Annotated in this window: 20 protein-coding genes; 11 read left to right on the top strand and 9 right to left on the bottom strand. The window is 65.9% G+C overall.

Annotation, left to right across the window (positions count from 1 at the left end; all coding sequences use genetic code 11):
• Nucleotides 1-11 precede the first annotated feature (11 nt).
• The 7 genes from gatC (at nucleotide 12) to BM175_RS03335 (ending at nucleotide 5243) form a co-directional block, all read left to right on the top strand.
• Nucleotides 12-299 (top strand): Asp-tRNA(Asn)/Glu-tRNA(Gln) amidotransferase subunit GatC, encoded by a 288-nt coding sequence (gatC, locus tag BM175_RS03365; protein ID WP_090959322.1) that lies wholly within the window; start codon nucleotides 12-14, stop codon nucleotides 297-299.
• On the top strand, nucleotides 296-823 hold the full coding sequence (locus BM175_RS03360) for a GNAT family N-acetyltransferase (RefSeq protein WP_090959320.1): 528 nt from the start codon (nucleotides 296-298) through the stop codon (nucleotides 821-823). The genes gatC and BM175_RS03360 overlap by 4 nt, the downstream gene beginning before the upstream one ends.
• Complete coding sequence (gene gatA, locus BM175_RS03355; RefSeq protein WP_090959317.1) at nucleotides 820-2301, top strand: Asp-tRNA(Asn)/Glu-tRNA(Gln) amidotransferase subunit GatA; 1482 nt, start codon at nucleotides 820-822, stop codon at nucleotides 2299-2301. Before BM175_RS03360 ends, gatA begins: the two co-directional genes overlap by 4 nt.
• Nucleotides 2302-2382: 81 nt before the next feature.
• A complete protein-coding gene (gene gatB, locus BM175_RS03350) occupies nucleotides 2383-3882 on the top strand; it encodes an Asp-tRNA(Asn)/Glu-tRNA(Gln) amidotransferase subunit GatB (RefSeq protein WP_090959315.1) in 1500 nt (499 codons plus the stop codon).
• Nucleotides 3879-4382 carry a GNAT family N-acetyltransferase gene (locus tag BM175_RS03345; RefSeq protein ID WP_090959312.1) on the top strand — a complete coding sequence of 168 codons (504 nt, stop codon included), beginning with the start codon at nucleotides 3879-3881 and terminating at the stop codon, nucleotides 4380-4382. The genes gatB and BM175_RS03345 overlap by 4 nt, the downstream gene beginning before the upstream one ends.
• Nucleotides 4383-4437: 55 nt before the next feature.
• Entirely contained in the window at nucleotides 4438-4818 is a 381-nt protein-coding gene (locus BM175_RS03340) for an NADH:ubiquinone oxidoreductase subunit NDUFA12 (protein WP_055884771.1), read from the top strand.
• 17 nt (nucleotides 4819-4835) lie between these two features.
• Nucleotides 4836-5243, top strand: a complete 408-nt coding sequence (locus BM175_RS03335) for a DUF2155 domain-containing protein (protein WP_090959309.1) — start codon at nucleotides 4836-4838, stop codon at nucleotides 5241-5243.
• Here BM175_RS03335 and aat read toward each other — a convergent pair.
• The 5 genes from aat to BM175_RS03310 form a co-directional block, all read right to left on the bottom strand.
• Complete coding sequence (gene aat / locus BM175_RS03330; RefSeq protein ID WP_090959306.1) at nucleotides 5186-5857, bottom strand: leucyl/phenylalanyl-tRNA--protein transferase; 672 nt, start codon at nucleotides 5855-5857, stop codon at nucleotides 5186-5188. The two genes, BM175_RS03335 and aat, sit on opposite strands and share 58 nt — an antisense overlap.
• Before the next feature lie 7 nt (nucleotides 5858-5864).
• Nucleotides 5865-7217 (bottom strand): acetyl-CoA carboxylase biotin carboxylase subunit, encoded by a 1353-nt coding sequence (gene accC / locus BM175_RS03325; RefSeq protein ID WP_090959304.1) that lies wholly within the window; start codon nucleotides 7215-7217, stop codon nucleotides 5865-5867.
• A gap of 51 nt (nucleotides 7218-7268) precedes the next feature.
• Entirely contained in the window at nucleotides 7269-7754 is a 486-nt protein-coding gene (gene accB / locus BM175_RS03320) for an acetyl-CoA carboxylase biotin carboxyl carrier protein (protein WP_090960154.1), read from the bottom strand.
• A gap of 231 nt (nucleotides 7755-7985) precedes the next feature.
• Nucleotides 7986-8783, bottom strand: coding sequence for a DsbA family protein (locus tag BM175_RS03315; RefSeq protein WP_244545847.1), 798 nt, complete (start codon nucleotides 8781-8783; stop codon nucleotides 7986-7988).
• Nucleotides 8780-10150, bottom strand: coding sequence for a M48 family metalloprotease (locus BM175_RS03310; protein WP_244545846.1), 1371 nt, complete (start codon nucleotides 10148-10150; stop codon nucleotides 8780-8782). Before BM175_RS03310 ends, BM175_RS03315 begins: the two co-directional genes overlap by 4 nt.
• 117 nt (nucleotides 10151-10267) lie before the next feature.
• On the opposite strand from BM175_RS03310, the gene BM175_RS03305 reads away from it, so the two are divergent.
• On the top strand, nucleotides 10268-11443 hold the full coding sequence (locus BM175_RS03305) for a pyridoxal phosphate-dependent aminotransferase (RefSeq protein WP_090959302.1): 1176 nt from the start codon (nucleotides 10268-10270) through the stop codon (nucleotides 11441-11443).
• Between the two features lie 44 nt (nucleotides 11444-11487).
• Here BM175_RS03305 and BM175_RS03300 read toward each other — a convergent pair whose 3' ends face one another.
• Nucleotides 11488-14265, bottom strand: a complete 2778-nt coding sequence (locus BM175_RS03300; RefSeq protein ID WP_175526744.1) for an Rne/Rng family ribonuclease — start codon at nucleotides 14263-14265, stop codon at nucleotides 11488-11490.
• A 554-nt stretch (nucleotides 14266-14819) separates the two neighbouring features.
• Here BM175_RS03300 and BM175_RS03295 point away from each other — a divergent pair.
• From BM175_RS03295 to prfB, 3 genes are all read left to right on the top strand, one after another.
• Nucleotides 14820-15989 carry an N-acetylmuramoyl-L-alanine amidase gene (locus BM175_RS03295; RefSeq protein ID WP_090959299.1) on the top strand — a complete coding sequence of 390 codons (1170 nt, stop codon included), beginning with the start codon at nucleotides 14820-14822 and terminating at the stop codon, nucleotides 15987-15989.
• A gap of 186 nt (nucleotides 15990-16175) precedes the next feature.
• Nucleotides 16176-18611 (top strand): penicillin-binding protein 1A, encoded by a 2436-nt coding sequence (locus BM175_RS03290; protein WP_090959296.1) that lies wholly within the window; start codon nucleotides 16176-16178, stop codon nucleotides 18609-18611.
• A gap of 132 nt (nucleotides 18612-18743) precedes the next feature.
• Nucleotides 18744-19872, top strand: a protein-coding gene (gene prfB, locus BM175_RS03285; protein WP_139224561.1) for a peptide chain release factor 2 whose coding sequence is annotated in 2 segments (ribosomal slippage) — nucleotides 18744-18812 and nucleotides 18814-19872 — 1128 coding nt in all. Because the reading frame shifts where the segments join, the coding sequence is not laid out codon by codon here.
• Between the two features lie 51 nt (nucleotides 19873-19923).
• Here the strand turns inward: prfB and BM175_RS03280 are convergent.
• From BM175_RS03280 to BM175_RS03270, 3 genes are all read right to left on the bottom strand, one after another.
• Nucleotides 19924-21129 carry a M23 family metallopeptidase gene (locus tag BM175_RS03280; protein ID WP_175526743.1) on the bottom strand — a complete coding sequence of 402 codons (1206 nt, stop codon included), beginning with the start codon at nucleotides 21127-21129 and terminating at the stop codon, nucleotides 19924-19926.
• A gap of 87 nt (nucleotides 21130-21216) precedes the next feature.
• Nucleotides 21217-22038 (bottom strand): ferritin-like domain-containing protein, encoded by an 822-nt coding sequence (locus BM175_RS03275; RefSeq protein ID WP_090959287.1) that lies wholly within the window; start codon nucleotides 22036-22038, stop codon nucleotides 21217-21219.
• The gene (locus BM175_RS03270) at nucleotides 22035-22511 is read right to left on the bottom strand and encodes a peroxiredoxin (protein WP_090959284.1); all 477 of its coding nucleotides are present in this window, start codon (nucleotides 22509-22511) and stop codon (nucleotides 22035-22037) included. Before BM175_RS03270 ends, BM175_RS03275 begins: the two co-directional genes overlap by 4 nt.
• Nucleotides 22512-22684: the final 173 nt, after the last annotated feature.

Here is a 22684-nt window from a genome sequence, read left to right as displayed (position 1 = left end):
CGGGAATCCGCATGTCCGTCGATACCGCCACCGTTCGTCGTGTCGCCCGTCTCGCCCGCATTGCGGTGTCGGAAGACGACGTCGCGACCATGCAGGGCGAATTGAACGCCATCCTCGGCTTCGTCGAGCAACTCGGCGAAGTCGACGTGTCCGGCGTCGAACCGATGACCTCGGTCACGCCGATGGAGATGAAGAAGCGCGACGACGCCGTGACCGACGGCCACAAGGCCGAGGACATCGTCGCCAATGCGCCGGCCACGCAGGAGCACTTCTTCATGGTGCCCAAGGTCGTGGAATGAGCGGCGGCCGCGTCGAAATCCGCGCCGAGACCCCGCTGCAGGACGACCTGCGCGTGCTGATCGCCGAACTGAACGACGCGATCGACAGCCAGGAGCCGGAGACGCCGGACGAATTCAAGTTTTGGATGAGCGCCGAGGAGATGGCGCGCCCCGACACGACGACGTTCCTGGTCCGCATCGACGGCATGGCCGTCGGATGCGGAGCCCTCAAGCGCCACGACGCGTCGCTCGGCGAGGTCAAGAGGATGTACCTTCGACCGGCGGTGCGCGGGCAAGGATTGGCCGCCCGTCTCCTCGATCGGATCGAGGCCGAAGCCCGAAGCCTCGGGCTCGAGACGCTGGCTCTCGAGACCGGCCTCGGTTTCAAGGCGGCCCGCCGCTCCTACGAGCGGGCCGGTTTCGAGCTGAGCGGACCCTTCGCCGACTATCCCGACAGCGGCTACGCCGCATTCTATCGGAAGACCCTCGCGGTTCGCGAAGCCGATCCGGCCGCGTCCCGACCATTCGACGTTGCGAGACCATGACCGATCTGACCGAACTCACCATCGCCGAAGCACGCGACGCCTTGAAGGCCAAGACCTTCCGGGCAAGCGAGCTGACGGACGCCTATCTCGGCGCGATCGAAGCGGCGAACGGCGCGTTGAACGCCTATGTCGCCGTAACGGCAGACAAGGCGCGCGAGATGGCGGCCGCGTCCGATGCTCGACTGGCGCAGGGCGAGGGCGGGGCGCTCGAAGGCATTCCCCTCGGCGTCAAGGATCTCTTCGCCGTCGAGGGCGTGCGCACGCAGGCCGCGTCTCACATCCTCGACGGCTTCAAGCCGCGTTACGAATCGACCATCACCGCCAACCTTTGGGCCGACGGCGCTGTGATGCTCGGCAAGCTCAACATGGACGAGTTCGCGATGGGCTCGTCGAACGAATCGAGCCATGACGGTCCGGTCGTGAACCCATGGCGCCGCACCGGTTCGGACGTCGCTCTCGTGCCAGGCGGCTCGTCCGGCGGCTCGTCGGCGGCGGTTGCCGCGCGCCTCTGTGCCGGTGCGACGGCCACCGATACCGGCGGCTCGATCCGTCAGCCGGCGGCTTTCACGGGAACCGTGGGCATCAAGCCGACCTATGGTCGTTGCTCACGCTGGGGCATCGTTGCCTACGCCTCGTCGCTCGACCAGGCGGGTCCGATCGCGCGCGACGTCCGCGATGCAGCGATTCTCCTGACGTCGATGGCTTCAAGCGACCCGAAGGACACGACGTCCGTGGATCGCCCGGTGCCCGATTACGAGGCCGCCGTCGGTCGGTCGGTGAAGGGACTGCGCATCGGCATCCCGCGAGAGTATCGCGTCGAGGCCATGCCGGCCGAGATTGAGGCGCTATGGCAGAAGGGCATTGCGACGCTGCGCGAAGCCGGGGCTGAGATCGTCGACGTGTCGCTGCCGCACACGAAGTACGCCCTACCGGCCTACTATATCGTGGCGCCCGCCGAAGCCTCGTCGAACCTCGCGCGCTATGATGGCGTGCGCTACGGCCTTCGCGTGCCCGGCAAGGACATTGCCGAGATGTACGAGAACACCCGTGCCGCCGGCTTCGGTCGCGAGGTGAAGCGCCGCATCATGGTCGGCACCTACGTGCTTTCGGCCGGCTACTACGACGCCTTCTATCTTCAGGCGCAGAAGGTCAGGACCCTGATCAAGCGCGACTTCGAGACCGTCTTCGCGGACGGCGTCGATGCCCTCCTGACGCCGACGACCCCCTCCGCCGCATTCGCCATCGGCGATGCGAAGCTCGCGGCTGACCCCGTGGCGATGTACCTGCAGGACGTCTTCACCATCACCGTCAACCTCGCCGGTCTTCCGGGCATTGCGGTGCCGGCCGGCTTGTCCGGTGAGGGCACGCCGCTCGGTCTCCAGTTGATCGGTCGTCCGTTCGACGAAGAGACGCTCTTCGCCACGGCCTCCGTGATCGAGAAGAGCGCCGGCCGCTTCGCTCCGAAGCGCTGGTGGTAGGACGCTTCGGCGCGCTCCGTCGCGCCGACGTGATCGAATGACTGCAGCCCGGCTGCGCCCCGAGATGAACGAGTTCGCCCGATGCCCCTCGTCGATACACGCACCCCCGATCCGAAGAAGCTGATTCCCGGCGCGACCGGGGACTGGGAGATCGTGATCGGCATGGAAGTTCATGCCCAGGTCCTGTCCGAGTCGAAGCTCTTCTCGGGCGCGTCGACCGAGTTCGGCGCCGAGCCCAACGACAACGTGTCGCTCGTCGATGCGGCGATGCCCGGCATGCTGCCCGTCATCAACGTCGAATGCGTGCGACAGGCCGTGCGGACGGGCCTAGGCCTGAAGGCGCAAATCAACAATCGCTCCGTCTTCGACCGGAAGAACTATTTCTATCCGGACCTGCCGCAGGGCTACCAGATCTCGCAGTTCCAGCAGCCGATCGTCGGCGAAGGGACCGTGATCGTGTCGGTCGGTCCGGACTCCAAGGGACAGTTCGAGGAGGTCGAAGTCGGCGTCGAGCGCCTGCATCTCGAGCAGGACGCAGGCAAGTCGCTGCACGACCAGCACGCGACGATGTCCTTCGTCGACCTGAACCGCTCCGGCGTGGCGCTGATGGAGATCGTCTCGAAGCCGGACATGCGTTCGGCCGATGAAGCGCGCGCCTATCTCACCAAGCTGCGCACCATCCTGCGCTATCTCGGTACGTGCGACGGCAACATGGACGAAGGCTCCATGCGCGCCGACGTCAACGTTTCGGTGCGCCGTCCGGGCGGCGAGTTCGGTACCCGCTGCGAGATCAAGAACGTTAATTCGATCCGGTTCGTCGGACAGGCGATCGAGTCGGAAGCCCGCCGGCAGATCGCGATCATCGAGGACGGCGGCACGATCGACCAGGAGACGCGCCTGTTCGACCCGGCCAAGGGCGAGACGCGTGCGATGCGCTCCAAGGAGGACGCGCACGACTACCGCTACTTCCCGGATCCCGATCTCCTGCCGCTTGAGTTCGACGACGCCTTCGTCGAAGCGCTGCGGGAGAAGCTGCCGGAGCTCCCCGACGACAAGCGCCAGCGCCTGATGAGCGAGGCCGGGCTCTCGGCCTACGACGCTTCGATCCTCGTATCCGAGAAGTCGATCGCCGACTTCTTCGAGCAGGTGGCGAAAGGGCGCGACGCCAAGCAGGCCGCGAACTGGGTGATCAACGACCTTCTCGGCGCGCTGAACAAGAGCGGCAAGTCGATCGAGGAGACGCCCGTCTCGGCCGACCAGCTAGGCGCCGTGCTCGACCTCATTCGCGAGGGCACGATCTCCGGCAAGATTGCCAAGGACCTGTTCGAGATCGTCTGGAACGAAGGCGGGGACCCCCGCGAGCTGGTCGAAAGCCGCGGGCTGAAGCAGGTCACCGATACCGGCGCGATCGAGAAGGCGGTGGACGAGGTCATCGCGGCCAACCCCGACAAGGTGGCACAGGCGCTCGCCAAGCCGACGCTCGCCGGTTGGTTCGTCGGTCAGGTCATGCGCGCGACCGGCGGCAAGGCGAACCCGCAGGCGGTCAACGACCTCGTGAAGGCCAAGCTCGGACTGGAATGAGCACCTACTTCATCCGAACTGCGACTGCCCGCGACATGGCGGCCGTTCGTCAGCTCTTGGTCGAGACCTGGCAGGCAACCTACGGCGCGATCCATGACGCCGAGCGTTTGCGGGAGGTGACGGGTACGTCGCATGACGAGACGGCGCTCCGCGGCCGTCTCGGACAACCGGATACCGAGTTCCTGGTCGCAGACGATGGGACGCGTCTTGGCGGCATGGCCTTCGCTCGCGCTGCACGCGACGACCGGACCCTCCTGATCCTGCACGACCTCTACGTCCGGCCGGACGCACAAGGGCAGGGCATCGGGACGGAACTATTCTCCGAGATCGCCGGCTGCTTCCCCCAGGCGACCCGCATGCGTATCGAAGTGGATGAAACCAACGCCCGTGCGATCGGCTTCTACACCGGGCTGGGCTTTGCGCGTGTCGGCGCTTCCGAGAGCGAGGGTGGCTCGACCGTCCTCATCTTCGAGCGCCCGCTGGGAGCTTTCGACGCCTAGACTTTTACCGGCCGCGGCAGCATAACCCAGCCACGGCATTTACGGACACGATGCGATGAAACCCTGGCTGCTGCAGATCTTCACCTGGTGGAACGGCCAGACGATCGGAACGCGCTTCCATACCTGGCGCTTCGGCAAGCGGGTGGGCGAGGACGAGCGCGGCAACGTCTACTACCAGTCGGCCGACGGCAAGCGTCGCTGGGTCATCTACGCGGGCGAGGCGGAAGCCAGCCAGATCGGCCCCGGCTGGCATGGCTGGATGCATCACCGCGTGGACACCCCCCCGGTTGACGAGAACTACAAGCCGCGCGACTGGCAGAAGCCGCATGTGCCCAACCAGACCGGCACGCGCTTCGCCTACCGCCCGAAGGGCTCGCTCCTCAACACCGCCGAGCGGCCGCGCGTGACGGGCGATTACGACGCCTGGACACCCTGATCGGGACCGCTCGCTCGATGCGTCTCGCTTCATCCGCCGCGCGGCTCGCGGCGCTTCTGGCGCTGGCATGCGTCCCATCGCATAGCGCACATGCCGCCCGGATCGAAAATCCGGAAGCCGTGTTCTCCGGGCTCGACAAGATCACGGGCCGGATCACCTCCTTCGAGGTCAGGATCAACGAGACCGTGCAGTTCGGCGCGCTGCAGGTGACGCCCAGGGCGTGCTTCACCCGCACGCAGGAGGAGGCCCCGAAGACGGATGGCTTCGTCGAGGTGGACGAGATCACGCTCGACCGCGAAATCCGCCGAATCTTCACCGGCTGGATGTTTGCCGACTCGCCCGGCCTCAACGCCGTCGAGCACCCCGTCTACGACGTCTGGCTCAAGGACTGCAAAACCGACGCGAGCGTGCCGCCGGCACAGTGAAAGTCGGCCGGTCGCTCAAGTGCGTCGGCCAGCCGCTCGCGATACTGCGCGCGGCGGACCTCGATAGCCCCGAAGCGCTGAAGATGTCCGGTGATGAACTGGGTGTCGAGCAGCGTGAAGCCGCCACGCCGCAGCCTGTCCCATAGATAGACCAGCGGCACCTTCGAGGCATCCGTGCGCCGCGAGAACATGCTCTCGCCGAAGAAGGCCGCGCCGAGGCTGACGCCGTAAAGGCCGCCGACGAGCTCGCCGTCCGCCCAGGCCTCGACGGAGTGGGCATGACCCATCCGGAACAACCCGAGATACAGGTCGCGAATCTGCGCGTTGATCCAGGTCTGGTCGCGACCGGGCGCCGGTTCGGCACAGGCGTCGACGACGGCTGCGAACGCGGTATCGAACCGAATGTCGAAGGGCTGCTGCCGGATCGTCTTGCGCAGCGACCGAGGGACGTGGAAGCCGTCGAGCGGCAGGATGCCGCGAAACGTCGGGTCGACCCAATGGATCGACGGGTCGTCGGCATCTTCCGCCATCGGAAAGATGCCGGCCGCGTAGGCGCGCAGCAGGATCTCGGGTGTGATCAGCGGCTCGGAGCCGTACCGTCCGCTGCGCGCCAATGGTGTGTCAGGCAGCCTTCGCCGCGGCGGCGAGATACTGCTCCAGCCAATGAATGTCGTAGTCGCCGGCCTGGATGTCCGGATTCTCGACGAGGTCCTGGAACAGGGGCAGCGTCGTCTTGACACCATCGACGATGATCTCATCGAGCGCCCGCCGAAGCCGCATCAAGCACTCGTTGCGGGTACGGCCGTGGACGATCAGCTTGCCGATCAGCGAGTCGTAGAATGGCGGAATCGAGTAGCCCTGGTAGACGCCCGAGTCGACGCGCACGCCGAGACCACCGGGGGCGTGGTAGTAGCTGATCTGGCCGGGCGAGGGCGCGAAGGTCCGCGGGTCCTCGGCATTGATGCGGCACTCGATCGCGTGGCCGTTGAACTTCACGTCGTCCTGCGTCACCGAAAGCCCGAGTCCGGCGGCGACGCGAATCTGCTCGTGCACGAGGTCGAGGCCGGTGATCGCCTCCGTGACCGGGTGCTCGACCTGCAGGCGTGTGTTCATCTCGATGAAATAGAACTCGCCGTTCTCGTAGAGGAACTCGATCGTGCCGGCGCCGCGGTACTTCATCTGGGCCATGGCATTGGCGCAGATCTCGCCGATGCGCAGACGCTGTGCGTCGTCGAGCGCCGGCGAGCGCGCCTCTTCCCAGACCTTCTGGTGGCGACGCTGCAGCGAGCAGTCGCGCTCGCCGAGATGCACGGCCTTGCCCATGCCGTCGCCAAAGACCTGCACCTCGATGTGGCGCGGCTTACCGAGATACTTCTCGAGATAGACCGCGTCGTCGCCGAAGGCTGCTCCTGCCTCCGCGCGGGCCGTCGAAAGGGCCATGGAGAGATCGGCAGGCGTATGGGCTACCTTCATGCCGCGTCCGCCGCCACCGGCCGACGCCTTGACGAGGACCGGGAAGCCGATCTCCTGAGCGACCCGCATTGCCTCGCCGTCGTCGGTCACCGCGCCGGCCGAACCCGGCACCACGGGGATGCCGAGCGCCTTCGCGGTCCGCTTGGCCTCGATCTTGTCGCCCATGACACGGATATGCTCGGCGGTCGGGCCGATGAAGGCGATGTTGTGCGCCTCCAGAATGTCGGCGAAACGCGCGTTCTCGGACAGGAAGCCGTAGCCGGGATGAACGGCGTCAGCGCCCGAGATTTCGCAAGCCGCGAGAATCTGCGGAATGTTCAGGTAGCTGTCGCGAGCCGGCGGGGGACCGATGCAGACGCTTTCGTCGGCCAGCCGCACGTGCATCGCCGCGTTGTCGGCGGTGGAATGCACGGCCACGGTCGCGATGCCGAGTTCCTTGCAGGCCCGCAGGACGCGGAGCGCGATCTCGCCGCGATTGGCGATCAGAACCTTATTGAACATATATGCCTTTCCTCGCCCGCCCGCGAACTCGCCTCGACGATCCCGAGAGGATCAACCGATGACGACCAGCGCCTCGCCGTATTCGACCGGCTGGCCGTTGTCGACGCAGATGCGCTTGATGGTGCCCGAGCGCGGTGCCGGGATCTGGTTCATCGTCTTCATCGCCTCGATGATCAGAAGCGTGTCGCCCTCGTTGACCGACTGGCCGATCTCGATGAACTGCTTGGCGCCTGGCGCGGACGCCAGATACACCGTGCCGACCATGGGCGAGGGCACCGAACCGACTTCCGGCCCGCTCGACGTCGCCGGCGCGGCCGGGGCGGCGGCAGGGGCCTGCGGCGCCGGCATGGCGTGCATCGGCGCAGGCGCCGGAGCGCCATAGCTGTAGCCGGCGGACGCCATATATTCCTTCTGGCGCGAGACGCGGATGCGCAGTTCGCCCTGCTCGATCTCGATCTCGGTCAGATCCGTGTCGTTGAGGATGTCGGCGAGCTCGCGCACCAGCGAACGGTCCACAGTCGAATCCTTTTCCATAATGGTCCTTCGAACTCGCCGGGGCTGCAATGCGGGACTACCCGTTCGGCCTCGGTCATTCATGCGACGAAAAGCCCGGATCACGACGATCCCGGCCCCGGACGAGGCAGGCGTAAGCCTGCCGACAGTTGCTTGACGGATCGAACGCCGAAGTGGCGCATCCGTTCGATCCGTGCCGTATAAACACTTGCGAGCGGCACGCAAAGCCGGAAGGCGACGGTGAGGCGGCCGAACTCAGTTCGCGGTGGGCGGACAACTCGCCGAGCCGCAGGCGCGCACGTTCGCGATTTTTTCGGCGAGGGCATCGGCACCGACGGCACCAGCAACGAGCTCGTCCCCGATCACGTAGCTCGGCGTCCCGCTGATCCCGAGAGCCGTCGCGAGCTCGGCGCTCTCGTTCAACGCTGCGGTGACGCTTCGGCCGCCGAGAAGCGGTCGCAGCATGGCCTCTTCAACGCCGAGCTGTGCGGCCACCTCGAGCGCTCGCGCCTCGTCCACCTGCGTCCGCGAGGCAAGCAACGTTTTCTGGAACTGCGGATAGCTGTCCGGCTTCGTCTCGCGAAACGCCAGACTGACGCGCGCAGCGGCTTCGGATGCCGGCCCCAGAACCGGGATTTCCTTGTAGACCACCTTCAGCTTCGGATCGCTCTCCAGGAGCACCTGAAGATCGCTCGCCGCTCGCTTGCAGTAGCCGCAATTGTAATCGAAGAACTCGACCAGCGTGACGTCGCCCTGCGGGTTTCCGGCTACCGTCCCGGCCGGGGAAGCGTCCAGCCGGTCGCGCAGGCTGGCGATCGTTTCATTCTGTCCAGCCTTGGCTTCCGCGGTCCGCTTCGCTTCGAGTGCCTGTATGGACTCGAGCAGAACCTCGGGATTGGCGATGAGGTAGTCGCGCACGATGGTCTCGATTTCACGCGTCTGCGCGTCGTCGAACGCCCAGGCGGGAGACCCGAGAAGCGACACGCCTAGAACTGCCGCAACGACCAGACGCCGACCCAGCGCGAGAATTTTCAACACCGGATCAGGCATCATTTGCGGCTTACCTTCGTCGTGATGATGTCCTGAGCCTGCCTCCACTGCGGCGAGTTCGGACGGAACTTTTGCTGGGCGCGGGCCGCGAAGATCTTGGCCTGACGGAAATTGCCGGCTTCCCAGTAGCCCTCTGCCGTCGCCAGTTCCGCTGCGCCGATGTCGCCGGTCTTGCCGTAGGCCATCGCGAGGAACTGATAGGCCGTCGAGTTGCCGGGATCGTCTTCCAGTCCCTTGCGAATCTGGGCGATGGCGTCCTTCATCCGCTCGGGTTTTCCGCCGGTGACCAGCGCCTGGCCGACGGCCGCTTCCAAGATGCCCGATTTCGACGGATCGAGCTTGGCGGCCTTGGCGAAGGCTGCAGCCGATTCGTCGGACCGCCCGGCCGCCATCAGGATCTCGCCGCGCACCTCTTGGAACCACGGGTTGCCCGGTGCCTCCTTGATCAGCGCATCGATCTTCTGCAGTGCCGCACTCGGAGATCCTGCCAGATGGGTGGCGATCGCATCGCCGTATCTCGCCGGCAGGCTCGTAAGGTTTCTACCGAACGTCCGGCGGACCTGCCCTGCGCCACCGTTGTAGGCGGCGATCTTGGCCCGTGCGAGATCGTGGCGGAGCTGCAGCTCGGGCGGATCCCTCTTGTCGAAGTAGGGGCTTTCCTTCGCTGCCGTCTGGAGGAAGCCGATGCGCTCCTGCGGTGCCGGATGCGAACTGACGTAGCGGTCGGATGAAACGCCGGACAGCATGTTCTTTCGCATCAGTCCGGCAAAGCTCTCGAGGAGCCCCTTCGGCGACTGCTGGGTCTTCAGAAGATAGGTGAGGGCGGACCTATCGGCGGTCGTCTCCTCGGTGCGCTGGTAGGCGAAGAGGCCGCGCTGCGCGATGTTGCCGCCGCTGGTCATCAGGCCGCCGCCGAGGCCCGCCACCGATCCCGAACCGCTGGCTGCGCCCGCTGCCGCGACGCCAGCGCCAAGAAGGCCGGCAACGACCGCGATCGTCTTGGCGCGCTCGATCTGGTCGCGCAGCCGCTCTTGATGGCCGCCAGCCAGATGGCCGACCTCGTGGGCCAGAACGCCGATGGTCTCGTTCGGCGTCTCGGATTCGAGGATCGTGCCGGTGTTGATGAAGATGCGCCGGCCGGCCACGAAGGCGTTGAAGCCAAGGTCGTTGACCAGCACGATCTCGACACGCGCCGGCGACAGCCCGGCGGCCCGGAGGATTGGCTGCGAATAATCCTTGATGAGGCTTTCGATCTCTGCATCGCGCACGACCGGAAGCGATGAGCGGCGCGCCGTCTGCGCCTGGACCTGAGGGACCGCGGCCGCAACCACCAACGCAGCCGCGACAGCCTTGGCAAAGATGCCCTTCAACAAAAAATCCACCCCAAGTCTTCCCAGGCTTGTGCACGCACTTCTAGAACGCGGCTTCCCGGACGGCCATCCCTTCCGTCTGCAAGGTCATCTTTTTCCGGCGTTTATGAGGCTTCCATGTTCGACATTCCGCCGCCGAAGGCATCCCGCCGATCCGACGTCGACCCGTTCCGCGCGATGGACGTCATGGCCGCGGCCAACCGCATGATCGCGGAAGGCCGAGATGTGATCTCGTTGGCGGTCGGCCAGCCGTCAGCGCCGGTGCCGAGCGTCGTCGCCGAGGCAGTCGGTGCCTTTCTTGCGCGGGGACGGGTGGGCTACACCGACGCCCTCGGTCGGGCGTCTCTGCGTCGGCGCATCGCGCGCCACTATGCCGACGCTTACGGCGTCGACGTTCCGGCCGAGCGCGTGATGGTCACGACCGGATCATCCGCCGGCTTCAATCTAGCCTTTCTCACCGCCTTCGACGTCGGCGACCGCGTGGCGATCTCGACGCCCGGCTACCCCGCCTATCGCAACATCCTGAAAGCGCTCGGGATCGAGCCGATCGAGATCCCCGTCGGCCCGGATGACGATTACATCCTGACGGCCGAAGCTCTGGAGCGGGCGCACCGCGAGAAGCCTCTGACGGGGGTACTGATCGCCAGCCCCGCGAATCCGACCGGCACCGTCACACCGGCGGACGAGCTTCGCAGGCTCGTGGAATTCGCTGACGCGGCTGGGATCGTGTTCGTGTCCGATGAAATCTACCACGGCCTCGCCTTCGGCCGCGACACGGCGTCCGCCCTGCAGTTTTCCGATCGGGCGATCATCGTCAACTCGTTCTCGAAATACTACTGCATGACGGGTTGGCGGATCGGCTGGCTGGTCTTGCCGCCTCATCTGGTGCGGCCCGCCGAGCGGGTCGGCCAGAGCCTCTACATCTCGGCGCCCGAACTCAGCCAGGTGGGCGCGGAAGCCGTGTTCGACGCGACGGATGAATTGGAGACCGTGAAGCTCGGCTACGAGAGAAGCCGAGCGCTTCTGATGGAGGCCCTGCCGACGCTCGGCTTCGGAGACATCGCGCCGATCGACGGAGCCTTCTACGCCTACGCCACCATCCCGGAAGGGTTCGGGGACGCAACCGAACTCGCAAACCATCTTCTCCAGTCGGCGCATGTGGCTGCGACGCCGGGGCTCGATTTCGACCTGGAGCGGGGCCACCGCACCATGCGCATGTCCTACGCCGGCGATCCCGAGGAGATCGCGGAGGCGGTTCGCAGGCTCCGAAACGTTCCGGGTCTAAGCGCCTAGTTCTCGAACGAAAGGAGCGGCCGTTCGGCCGCTCCCTTGTTTTCCTACTCGGCGCTCTTTCGCGACCACCAGCCGCGACGCTTCGGCTTCTCATCGGCCGCGTCCTCGCTGGCTTCCTCGCCATTGGCGATGAGGCGCAGGCCGCGGCGTACGGGAGCTTCTTCGGCTGGAGTGTTGTCCGCCGTCGCATCGCCGCCTTCCGCCGGGAAAACCTCGTCGAGCGGCGGGTTGCCATCGACGGCCGCGCTCGCCTCAGCGGTCGCCGCCATGACCTCGTTCTCGTCCGGCGCGGCGATGTCCGCGCCGACTTCGCCCTCGCCGACCTCGGACGGATCGGCTTCGAGCGCCTCGACGGCATCGGTCATCTCGGGCTCGAACGAAGCGTCGACCTCGGCAGCCGCCAGCGCGGGAAGCTCCGGTGCGACGTCTTCAGCGATTGCGTCCGAGGCTTCTTCGGCTTCAGCCTCAGCCGAGCCGTCCGCGCGGGTCTCCTCGTCGCGGTTCCGCCGACCGCCGCGACGACCGCGACGACGACGCTTGCGGTCACCGCCGTTGCCGTCACCCTCGCCGGCGTCGTCGGACACCGTTTCGCCGTCCACGTCGGCGGACGCGGCGATGGCTTCGCCGGCTGCATCGTCGTCCGACGACACTTCGGCATGCTCGCCGTGCCCGGTCTCGTCGCCGCGGCGACCGCCACGACGGCGACGCCGACGACGGCGCGATCCGTCGCGCGACTCCTCGCCGTCCGATCCACGCTCCCGGGCTTCCGTCGGCCGCGCGCTTTCAACGGCGTCCGGCTCGGCTTCGATCACGACATCCTCGATCTCGATGGTCTCGGGCGAGACGGCCGGCAGGGTGGTGATCGCCTCGGGCTTCACGCGGCGGGTCGCCTCGGCGCCGTGCTCGATCGTGACATGCTGGTGGCCGAAGCCTTCCACCGCCTCCAAGAGGATGCGCAGCCCGTAATGCCGCTCAAGCTCGTCGAGCGTCGAGCGCTTCTCGTTGAGGACATAGAGCGCGGTCGCGGTCGGCACCTTGACCACGAGGTCATGCGTACCGTGCTTCTGGAGATGCTCCTCGATCGAGCGCAGCACCTGAAGCGCCAGCGAGGACGAGGACCGGATGAAACCGTTGCCGCTGCAGATCGGGCAGGTCTGCGTCGTCGATTCGAGGACGCTGGCGCGGATGCGCTGGCGGCTCATCTCGAGCAGGCCGAAATGCGAGATGCGTCCGACCTGGATGCGCGCCCGGTCGTCCTTAAGCGAGTCCTTCAGACGCTTCTCGACGTTCCGGTTGTTGCGCTTCTCCTCCATGTCGATGAAGTCGACGACGATGAGGCCGGCGAGATCGCGCAGGCGAAGCTGACGAGCGACCTCCTCGGCCGCCTCGAGATTCGTCTGATAGGCGGTGTCCTCGACGGAATGCTCACGGGTCGAGCGGCCGGAGTTCACGTCGATCGCGACGAGCGCCTCGGTCTGGTTGATGATGATGTAGCCACCGGACTTCAGCGTCACATGCGGCTGCATCATCTTGTCGAGCTGCGCCTCGATGCCCTGTCGGGCAAAGATCGGGCTCGGGTCGCGATAGGGCTGCACCACCTTTGCCTGACTTGGCATCAGCATGCGCATGAAGTCCTTCGCCTCGCGGTAGCCGCTCTCGCCGGCCACGAGGATCTGGTCGATATCCTTGTTGTAGAGGTCGCGGATCGACCGCTTGATGAGGCTGCCTTCCTCGTAGACGAGGGCAGGGGCGGTCGACTGAAGCGTCAGCGTACGCACCGTCTCCCACAGGCGCATCAGGTATTCGTAGTCGCGCTTGACCTCGGCCTTGGTACGGTTGGCACCGGCCGTGCGCAGGATGATGCCCATGCCTTTCGGCACCTCGAGGTCGCGCGCGACCTCTTTGAGGCGCTTGCGGTCGGCCGCGTTGGTGATCTTGCGCGAGATGCCGCCGCCACGGGCCGTGTTCGGCATCAGGACCGAGTAGCGGCCGGCCAGCGACAGGTAGGTGGTGAGCGCAGCACCCTTGTTGCCGCGCTCCTCCTTGACGACCTGCACCAGCAGGATCTGCCGCCGCTTGATGACTTCCTGGATCTTGTACTGCTTGCGGGGGGCGCGGTTGCTGCGGACCGGCACCTCCTCCATCGCATCTTCGCTGCCGAGGTCGTCGACTTCGTCAGCTTCATCGGCGACAGGTTCTTCCTCGGTCTCTCGCGACCGACGCGAACGGCGACCCCGGCGCGGCTTCCCGTCCTCGTCGCCATCCGCCTTCGCTTCGACGGCCTCTGCGGCATCGTCGCCCGTGGCGGCTTCGACGACCTCGGCGACCGGCGCGTCGCCGGCTTCGACCTCGACCGTTTCGCCATTCTCGGAGGCGGCAGGCGCGGCATCCTCGGACGCTTCGCTCTCGACGACCTCCGAAACGCTGTCGTCGCTGGCCTCGGCGGCCTTGGCCTCCCCGCCGCGCGGACGACGGCTACGCGAGCGGCCAGCCTTGGCCGGCTTGCGTTCCTCGGCTTCCTCGTCCTCCTCGGCCTGCGCGAGGTCGTGCTCGATCAGCGCCTGACGGTCGGCATGGGGGATCTGGTAGTAGTCGGGATGGATCTCGTTGAAGGCGAGGAAGCCGTGACGGTTGCCGCCGTACTCCACGAACGCGGCCTGCAGCGACGGCTCAACGCGCGTCACCTTGGCCAGATAGATGTTTCCCTTGATCTGCTTCTTATGCTCGGACTCGAAATCGAACTCTTCGACCCGGTTACCCTTGACGACGACGACCCGGGTTTCCTCCGGGTGGGCGGCATCGATCAGCATCTTGTCTGCCATGAAATCTCAACTCCGGGACCCGCGGCAGCCCGGAATGCGCGACCTCGAGGGTCGGCCATGGGCCAGGCGTGAGGGGGTCCGCAATGGCGCGCTCGGGGCATGCCGGGCCGAGCCTCCCCGACGCACGAGCGTCCGGCCCGAACGGGCGGAGCGCAGGCATCGAAGGGAACTGGTATGCCGGAAACACGCGTGAACGACCTGCAACAATGGATGGCTACTTGCGCAGCCGACGAGGACGCGAGCTCGGCGGAAACTGGATCCTGTCTTCGCCCGCGGAGAGACCGGTGAGCGTGTAAGACCCGACCGGCGTAAATCTGTGCGAGTTTCCGGCGTCGGACGGAATCGTGCGCCGGCCGATGCTTTCGGCCCGTTGGAGCCGACGAATTCGACGACGCACCCGTTCTGATGACACAGGAGCCTCATTTATGCTTGTAAGGCGCTATAGTCCGGCAAACAAGGGGACAGCCTGTCAAAGCGGCAGCTTAGAGAACTGCCGCGATCCTGCTCGCTCCGACGACCCGCATGCCCATAGAAGTTGGCGGCCGACAACCGTGATGAGAACGCTTCTTGCCTTACTGACACTCGCCTTTTTCGCTGCAGCGCTCGCGGTATCGCCAAGCCATGCCGGCGATCGTCCCTCGATCGTCACCGGGATCGATGAAACTGCGACGGCGGAAGGCTTCGCTCTGACCGTCGACGTCGACGGCAAGGCCGAGCCGAAGCTCATTCTTCTGCGAAATCCCTATCGCGTCGCTCTGGATCTCGATGAAACCCTCGCGGCAGCCAAGCCTCCCAAGCTCGGTGCGACGGCGCTGGTGACCGACATCCGGCACGGTCTCGTCGGAAGCGACCGGTATCGTCTGATCGTGACGCTTGCCAAGCCCGCCAAGCCGGAACTGACGGTCACGCAGACCGCGAACGGCTCGCGCATCTCGCTGCGGCTGACGCCGGCCGACGAAACCGCCTTCATGCTTCCCGCGGTAACGAAGCCGACCGCTTCAGCCGGCAACGGACCGGCGGAGGAACGCCCGTTCGTGGTGGTTCTCGATCCCGGACATGGAGGCATCGACAAGGGCGCGACCGGGGAGAAGAGGACGGAGGAGAAGGCGGTGAACCTCTCCTTCGGCCTCGCGCTGCGATCCGCCTTGGAAAAGCTGCCGGGCGTCGAGGTCGTGATGACGCGCGACGACGACACCTTCATCCCCCTCAACGAGCGAGCGGCCATCGCTCGGCGCGCGGGCGCCAATCTGATGGTCTCGCTGCACGCCGATTCGATCCGCTACAAGGATCTGCGGGGCGCGACCGTGTACACGCTGTCCGAGAAGGCGTCCGACAGCCTCTCGCGCGAACTGGCCGATACCGAAAATTCGGCCGACCGCTTCGCGGGGCCGGAGTGGGACCAGGATGCGCCGGAGATCCACGACATCCTCGTCGATCTCGTACGTCGCGAGACGGAAGCGCTGTCCGAGCATTTCGCCATCCAGTTGGTCGCGGATCTCGGCAAAGGCGAAATCCGCCTCATCAACAATCCACGCCGTTCCGCGGGCTTTCGCGTGCTTCGCGCGCCGGATGTTCCCTCGATCCTTTTGGAGATGGGGTATCTCTCGAACCCCGAAGACGAACAGGCGCTTCAGTCTAAGGAGTGGCAGACCAGGCTCGCCGCGATCCTGGCCCGCTCGATCGCGGAGTTCGCGAAGCGCCCACCGCTGACCAGCGCTCGTTGACAAAGCGGTCGTTGCGCTTATGCAACATTCGACGGGGCAACGCGCCGGCATCATTCGCCCGCCGCATTCTCCACGCATGAACGATGCGTTAGGACTTTCCGAGATGCGGGCCCGTCCCGCTATGCCCGGCCGGCCATGCCGCGCGGCTCTCGTCGGGTCGCGAAAGCGGTAGCCCATGGAGACACGATGATCAGACTTCTCGGCTACCTGTTCGGCATCGGCACCGTCTTTGCGCTGATCGTGGCGGGCGGCGTCGCCTGGTATGTGGCTGACATGAGCCAGGATCTGCCGGACTATCAGGTGCTCGAGAAGTACGAGCCGCCGGTGACGACCCGTCTCCATGCCGCCGACGGCTCGCTGATGGCCGAATATGCCAAGGAGCGGCGTCTCTACCTGCCGATCCAGACCATTCCCCAGCGGCTAAAGGATGCGTTCCTCTCGGCCGAGGACAAGAACTTCTACAACCATCCGGGCGTCGACCTCGAAGGCATCGGTCGCGCTGCGCTGCTCTACGTTCGCGGCGGCCCGATGCAGGGCGGCTCGACGATTACCCAGCAGGTCGCCAAGAACTTCCTCCTCACCAACGAGCGCTCGATGGAGCGCAAGGTGAAGGAGGCGATTCTCTCGCTCCGCATCGAGCAGGCCTATTCCAAGGACCGGATCCTCGAACTCTATCTGAACGAGATCTATCTCGGCATGGGCTCTTATGGCGTCGCCGCGGCCTCGCTTGCCTATTTCGACAAGTCGGTGAACGAGCTGGAGATTCAGGAAGCGGCCTATCTCGCCGCGCTGCCCAAGGCGCCGGAGAACTACAATCCGTTCCGCGACCCCGAAGAGGCCATCGGCCGCCGCAACTGGGTGATCCAGCGCATGGCCGAGAACGGCGCGATCACGCAGGACGAGGCACTGGCGGCCATCGCCGAACCACTGGGCGTCAACCCGCGACCGAGCGGCACCTACCTAGCCTCCGCCGAGTATTTCACCGAGGAGGTCCGCCGTCAGGTGATCTCCCGTTACGGGGTGAAGGCGCTCTACGAGGGCGGTCTCTCCGTTCGCTCGACGCTCGATCCGCAGATGCAGGTCGAGGCACGAACCTCGCTGCAGCATGCACTCGTCCAGTACGACCAGACCCGTGGCTATCGCGGTCCGATCGAAACGGTGGAACTCGGCGGTGACTGGGGACCGGCGCTTAACAAGATCGAGCCGTACGCAGACGTTCCGGAATGGCGTCTGGCGGTGGTGCTCTCGTCCGACTCCAATTCGGCCAGCGTCGGACTCCAGCCGGCGCGCGATGTCTCCGGCCGCCGCGGCTCGGAACGCGAAATCGCGACACTGAGCGCCGCCGACATGAAGTGGGCCATGCGCCAGGACCGCGAGGGCAAGCGCAGCACGGCGCGCTCGGTCGACGACGTCCTCGCCCGCGGCGACGTCGTTTATGTCGAGAAGAAGGGCGACGGCTACGTCCTGCGCCAGCCGCCGAAGGTGCAGGGCGCGCTGGTCGCCATGGACCCGCATACCGGCCGCGTGCTCGCGATGGTCGGCGGCTTCTCCTACGCGCAGTCGGAATTCAACCGCGCCACGCAGGCGATGCGCCAGCCGGGCTCCTCCTTCAAGCCGATCGTCTACGCGGCAGCGCTCGACAACGGCTACACCCCGGCCTCCGTCATTCTGGACGCCCCAGTCTCGATCCCGGATGGCCGTGGCGGCTTCTGGGAGCCGAAGAACTACGGGGGCGAGGTCGCAGGACCCTCGACGCTTCGCCTCGGAATCGAGAAGAGCCGCAACCTGATGACGGTGCGACTGGCCGACGACATGGGCATGAAGCTCGTGGCGGAATATGCCGAGCGCTTCGGCGTCTACGACAAGATGGCACCCTATCTGCCGATGGCGCTCGGGTCGGGCGAGACGACGGTGATGCGGATGGTGACGGCCTATTCCGTGATGGCCAATGGCGGACGCTCGATCGAGCCTTCGGTGATCGACCGCGTGCAGGACCGCTACGGTCGGACGGTCTATCGCCACGACAACCGCAAGTGCGACGGCTGCAACGCCGCCTCGTGGGATGGTCAGGCGGAGCCGGAACTCGTGGATGAACGCCAGCAGGTCCTCGATCCGATGACTGCCTATCAGATTACCTCGATGATGGAGGGCGTGGTCCAGCGCGGCACCGCGACGATCGTCAAGGAACTTGGCGTGCCGGTGGCCGGCAAGACCGGGACGACCAACGACGAGAAGGACGCGTGGTTCGTCGGCTTCACGCCGAACCTCGTGACCGGTGTCTACCTTGGCTACGACAACCCTCAGCCGCTTGGCCATGGCCAGACCGGTGGCGGATTCGCGGCCCCGGTGTTCAACGAGTTCATGAAGCAGGCGCTCGCCGGAAAGCCGGTGGTCGACTTCCGCATTCCCGACGGCATGACGCAGGTCGCCGTCAATCGTGCCACGGGCATGGCGGCTGCACCGGGTGCCGACGGCTCGATCATCGAGGCATTCAAGCCGGGGACGGGTCCGTCTGACCAGTACGAGGTGATCGGCGGCACCTATGCCAGCGCCCCAGCGCAGCAGTCGATCTCGCCGGAAGCCGCACAGGCGATCGCTAGCGGAGCGGGCGGCCTGTTTTAGGTTCGGCTTCCGACGCAACTCTTCCGATCGGCCCCGGCGGCTCTCCGCGCGGGGCCGATCCGCTTTACACCCATGCGCCCCGTCCCTATGGTCCGCGCCATTCACCGATCCGTTTTCGAGAGGAATGCCGGCATGCGTGCCGAAATTGAATCCATTGTCTCCGACATCAAGCAGGCCGTAAGCCTGCTGAGGAGGCATCTTTGACTGGGATCAATCGGTCCGAGAACTCGATCGCCTGAACGCGGCCGCCGAGGATCCGTCCCTCTGGAACGATCCCGCCGAGGCGCAGCGCTTGATGAAGGAGCGTCAGCGCCTGGAAACTGCCATCACCGGCATCCGCGCGCTGGAGCAGGGCCTTCAGGACAACATCGAACTCATCGCCATGGGCGAGGAGGAAGGTGATGCCGAGGTCGTGACGGAAGCCGAGAACGCGATCCGCGCACTCGAGAAGGACGTCGCGGAACGGCAGATCGAAACGCTGCTGTCGGGCGAGGCCGACGCCAACGACACCTATGTGGAAATCCACTCGGGTGCCGGGGGAACGGAGAGCCAGGATTGGGCCTCGATGCTTCTGCGCATGTACATGCGCTGGGGCGAACGGGCGAAGATGAAGGTCGAGATGCTGGAGAACAACTCCGGCGAAGAGGCCGGCATCAAGTCCGCCACCATCCTGCTGAAAGGCCACAACGCCTACGGCAAAATGAAGGTGGAGTCCGGCGTCCACCGCCTCGTCCGCATCTCGCCCTACGACAGTCAGGCGCGCCGCCATACCTCATTCGCGTCCGTCTGGGTTTACCCGGTCGTCGACGATTCGATTGAGGTGGACGTCAGCGAAAGCGATGTGCGCATCGACACCTATCGCGCGTCGGGCGCGGGCGGGCAGCACGTTAACACGACGGATTCGGCCGTACGCATCACGCACCTTGCGACAGGCATCGTGGTGCAGTGTCAGGCGGAACGCTCGCAGCATAAGAACCGGGCGACCGCCTGGAACATGCTGCGCGCGCGGCTCTACGAGGAAGAGCTGAAGCGCCGCGAGGAGAAGGCCAACGCCGAGGCCGCGTCGAAGACCGACATCGGCTGGGGTCACCAGATCCGCTCCTACGTTCTTCAGCCCTACCAGATGGTCAAGGACCTTCGCACGGGCATGGAAAGCACGGCGCCGGACGACGTGTTGGACGGCAAGATCGATCCGTTCATCGAGGCGGCACTGGCGCAGCGCGTCTTCGGAGGCGACGCCGACGTCAGCGACGTCGACTAAGACAACCGGACGAACCCGACGAGGCCGCCCCGAAACGGGCGGCCTTTCTCGTCAGAGCTTCGCCCACTTGTGTCCGGCGTCAATATACCGCTGCGGATTGACGGGCTCGCCGTTCACCCGCACCTCGTAGTGCAGATGAGGGCCAGTGCTGCGGCCCGTGGTTCCGATCAGCCCGAGGCGCGATCCGGCCGTGACTGCCTGACCGACCGAGACATCGATACGGGACAGATGGGCGAAGCGGCTGGAGACACCGTTGCCATGGTCGATCTCGACCGCCAAGCCGTAGCCGCCCTGATCTCCGGCGGACACGACCCGGCCCTGGCCGGTCGCGCGCACCGGTGTCCCCATCGCCCCGGCGAAATCCACGCCCGTGTGCATCGCCTCGCGACCAAGGAACGGATCGGACCGGATGCCGAACGTCGAGGTGCGCACCGTGCCGGCCGGTTTCGGGTCGGCGATCGGCAGGCGCTCGGCTTCGCCGCGCAGGTCGTCCATCCGGGACAGCATGTCCTCCAACTGGCGAAGCTGGGCATCGAAGCCGGCATCGGCTGGCGGCGGCACGAAGATGCCGCCTTCGCCTTGGTCGACACCCAGCGGCCCGAGAAGATCGGTCATGCGGTCGACCTTCTCGGACGCCTCCTGCGAAAGCTTGGCGACCCCGGCCGCCTGTTGCCCCTCGACGAGCCCGACGCTCTCGCGGATCGACGGAAGCACGACATCACGGATATGCTCGACCGAATCGGGCCGGGCCGCCTTGAACGGCGACAGGGCCTTTCCGATGCTGCCCATGACGTCCCAGTCCCTGCCGCCGTCCGCAGTCGTCGAACCCGTCGTCGCGGTGTCGATGAGGCCGGCGTCCGCCGCCTGATCCAGAAGGGGCTCAAGCTTCTGAAAGCGGCCGACCAGTTGCGCCTGCTGCGACAGCAGCGCCTGCAACTCCTTCGAAATCTGGTCGCGGTCGATGTGCTGAAGGGTCGTGAGCTTGTCGAGTTCCTGCCGCAACCCGCTGATCCGCTTCTCGTAGACGGTCGTCGCCCGGACCTCGCGATCCATCATCATTCGGACCACGCTGTCGCCAGTGAAGGACAGCGCGATCGCTCCGATGCCGCCCACGACGCAGATCAAGGAGCCTGCGACGGCGGTTCCCAGAAGCCAGGACGGTACGGTCCAGTGACGCACGCGCTCGCCGCGCGCGATGACGATCGTATGGGACTTGATCCGGTTGCCGAAGACGGAACCGCGAAGCTGCGAACTCATGCACTCGCTCCACGCGCGCCGGACGTTCGGCCGCATGGAGGAATTAGAAACCGTTAAGGTTAAAGCCTCGTTGACGGATGCCGGTCGCTACTGCGAGAGCGGCGACAGGCTCCGGTAGAATGTCGGCGTGAGGCCGGCCTCAGCGCGGGCCCGGTCATTGAACGGCGCCTTTACCTCGCCCCGGAAGCATTCTCGAACGAGCTCCTGGAAGCGCCGCGCCGGATCGATGCGCTGGCGCGCGCAAAGGAATCGAAACCACTTCGCTCCGACGGCGACGTGCCGTTTCTCGTCGTTGTAGATCACCTCGAGAATGGCCGCGGTTTCGGGATCGCCGACCTCATTCAGCTTCGACAGGAGAGAAGGGGTAACGTCGAGCCCGCGGGCCTCGAGGATCAAAGGCACGACCGCGAGGCGGGCCGCCAGATCATGGGCGGTAACTTCGACTGCCTGCCAGAGGCCGTCATGCGCCGGGAGGGCTCCGTAATGCGAGCCAAGCCCCGCAAGACGATCCGAGAGCAGCCCGAAATGCCGAGCTTCGTCGGTCGCAACCATCATCCAACCGTCGAAAAACGAACGCGGGACCGGCTGGCCGCAGAACCGCGCGACGATGTCGAGCGCGAGATCGATCGCGTTGAGTTCGATGTGGGCGAGAGCGTGAATCATGGCGACACGCCCCTCGACCGTATGGACCGAGCGCCTTGGGACGCTCCGGGGGGAGACCAGGTCGGGCTTTGCCGGACGACCGGGGCGCGAGGGAAGGGTGGGGTCGGTCGGCGAGGACAGGCCGAGCGTTCGCTCGGCCCAACGCTCACCGGCCAGCCGCGTTAGGCGCCGCTTCTCGTCGAGATCGGGCTCGCGCAGGGCCTCGATGGCGAGGCTGCGCAGCGTCTGTGCCGCCGGTCGGCTCACGCGCCGGCCAGCTTGCGAGCCTCGTCGAGAACCTCGCGGGCGTGACCATCGACCTTCACCTTAGGCCAGACCCGGCTGATCCGTCCCTCGCCGTCGACCAGAACGGTCGTCCGCTCCACGCCCATGTAGGTCTTGCCGTACATGCTCTTCTGGACCCAAACGCCGGCCGGCTCGAGGAGTGCGCGATCGGGGTCGGCGAGAAGGGGGATCTGAAGGCCGTGCTTGTCCCGGAATTTGCAGTGCTTGTCGATCGGGTCGGGTGACACCCCGAAGACCGATACGCCCGCTGCCTGAAAATCCTTGGACAAGGCCGTGAAGTCGAGCGCCTCGAGCGTGCAACCCGAGGTGTCGTCCTTCGGATAGAAGAAGATGACATAGGGCCGGCCGCGCAGCTGCGCGTTTGAGATTGTGCTTCCGGCGGACGACGGAAGCTCGAACGGCGGAAAAGTCTGCCCCATCGCCAAAGTCGCCATTCGGCCCTCCTTTCGGCCCATTGCGCTGACACGTCTGCGCCGAGGCGGCACGATGTGGCGCGGCTTCGACAGGTCTGACGTATCTGCCCTGTATCATAGCGCCCGCAAGTCGAAGGCAAGCTATGATCCGTTTGTTGCACCCCGGAAGCGGCGGAGCATCCATCGTCATGCCA

The organism is Aureimonas phyllosphaerae, assembly GCF_900113065.1.
In the GTDB taxonomy this organism is placed as follows: domain Bacteria; phylum Pseudomonadota; class Alphaproteobacteria; order Rhizobiales; family Rhizobiaceae; genus Aureimonas; species Aureimonas phyllosphaerae.
This window is presented reverse-complemented; position numbering and strand designations above follow the sequence as displayed.

Coding starts and splice junctions, on each gene's coding strand:
- BM175_RS03305 (WP_090959302.1), top strand. CDS start 10,268: ATGTTCGACATTCCGCCGCCGAAGGCATCCCGCCGATCCGACGTCGAC.
- BM175_RS03335 (WP_090959309.1), top strand. CDS start 4,836: ATGCGTCTCGCTTCATCCGCCGCGCGGCTCGCGGCGCTTCTGGCGCTG.
- gatB (WP_090959315.1), top strand. CDS start 2,383: ATGCCCCTCGTCGATACACGCACCCCCGATCCGAAGAAGCTGATTCCC.
- gatC (WP_090959322.1), top strand. CDS start 12: ATGTCCGTCGATACCGCCACCGTTCGTCGTGTCGCCCGTCTCGCCCGC.
- BM175_RS03290 (WP_090959296.1), top strand. CDS start 16,176: ATGATCAGACTTCTCGGCTACCTGTTCGGCATCGGCACCGTCTTTGCG.
- BM175_RS03340 (WP_055884771.1), top strand. CDS start 4,438: ATGAAACCCTGGCTGCTGCAGATCTTCACCTGGTGGAACGGCCAGACG.
- BM175_RS03345 (WP_090959312.1), top strand. CDS start 3,879: ATGAGCACCTACTTCATCCGAACTGCGACTGCCCGCGACATGGCGGCC.
- BM175_RS03270 (WP_090959284.1), bottom strand. CDS start 22,511: ATGGCGACTTTGGCGATGGGGCAGACTTTTCCGCCGTTCGAGCTTCCG.
- BM175_RS03295 (WP_090959299.1), top strand. CDS start 14,820: ATGAGAACGCTTCTTGCCTTACTGACACTCGCCTTTTTCGCTGCAGCG.
- BM175_RS03300 (WP_175526744.1), bottom strand. CDS start 14,265: ATGGCAGACAAGATGCTGATCGATGCCGCCCACCCGGAGGAAACCCGG.
- BM175_RS03315 (WP_244545847.1), bottom strand. CDS start 8,783: ATGATGCCTGATCCGGTGTTGAAAATTCTCGCGCTGGGTCGGCGTCTG.
- accC (WP_090959304.1), bottom strand. CDS start 7,217: ATGTTCAATAAGGTTCTGATCGCCAATCGCGGCGAGATCGCGCTCCGC.
- BM175_RS03360 (WP_090959320.1), top strand. CDS start 296: ATGAGCGGCGGCCGCGTCGAAATCCGCGCCGAGACCCCGCTGCAGGAC.
- gatA (WP_090959317.1), top strand. CDS start 820: ATGACCGATCTGACCGAACTCACCATCGCCGAAGCACGCGACGCCTTG.
- BM175_RS03280 (WP_175526743.1), bottom strand. CDS start 21,129: ATGAGTTCGCAGCTTCGCGGTTCCGTCTTCGGCAACCGGATCAAGTCC.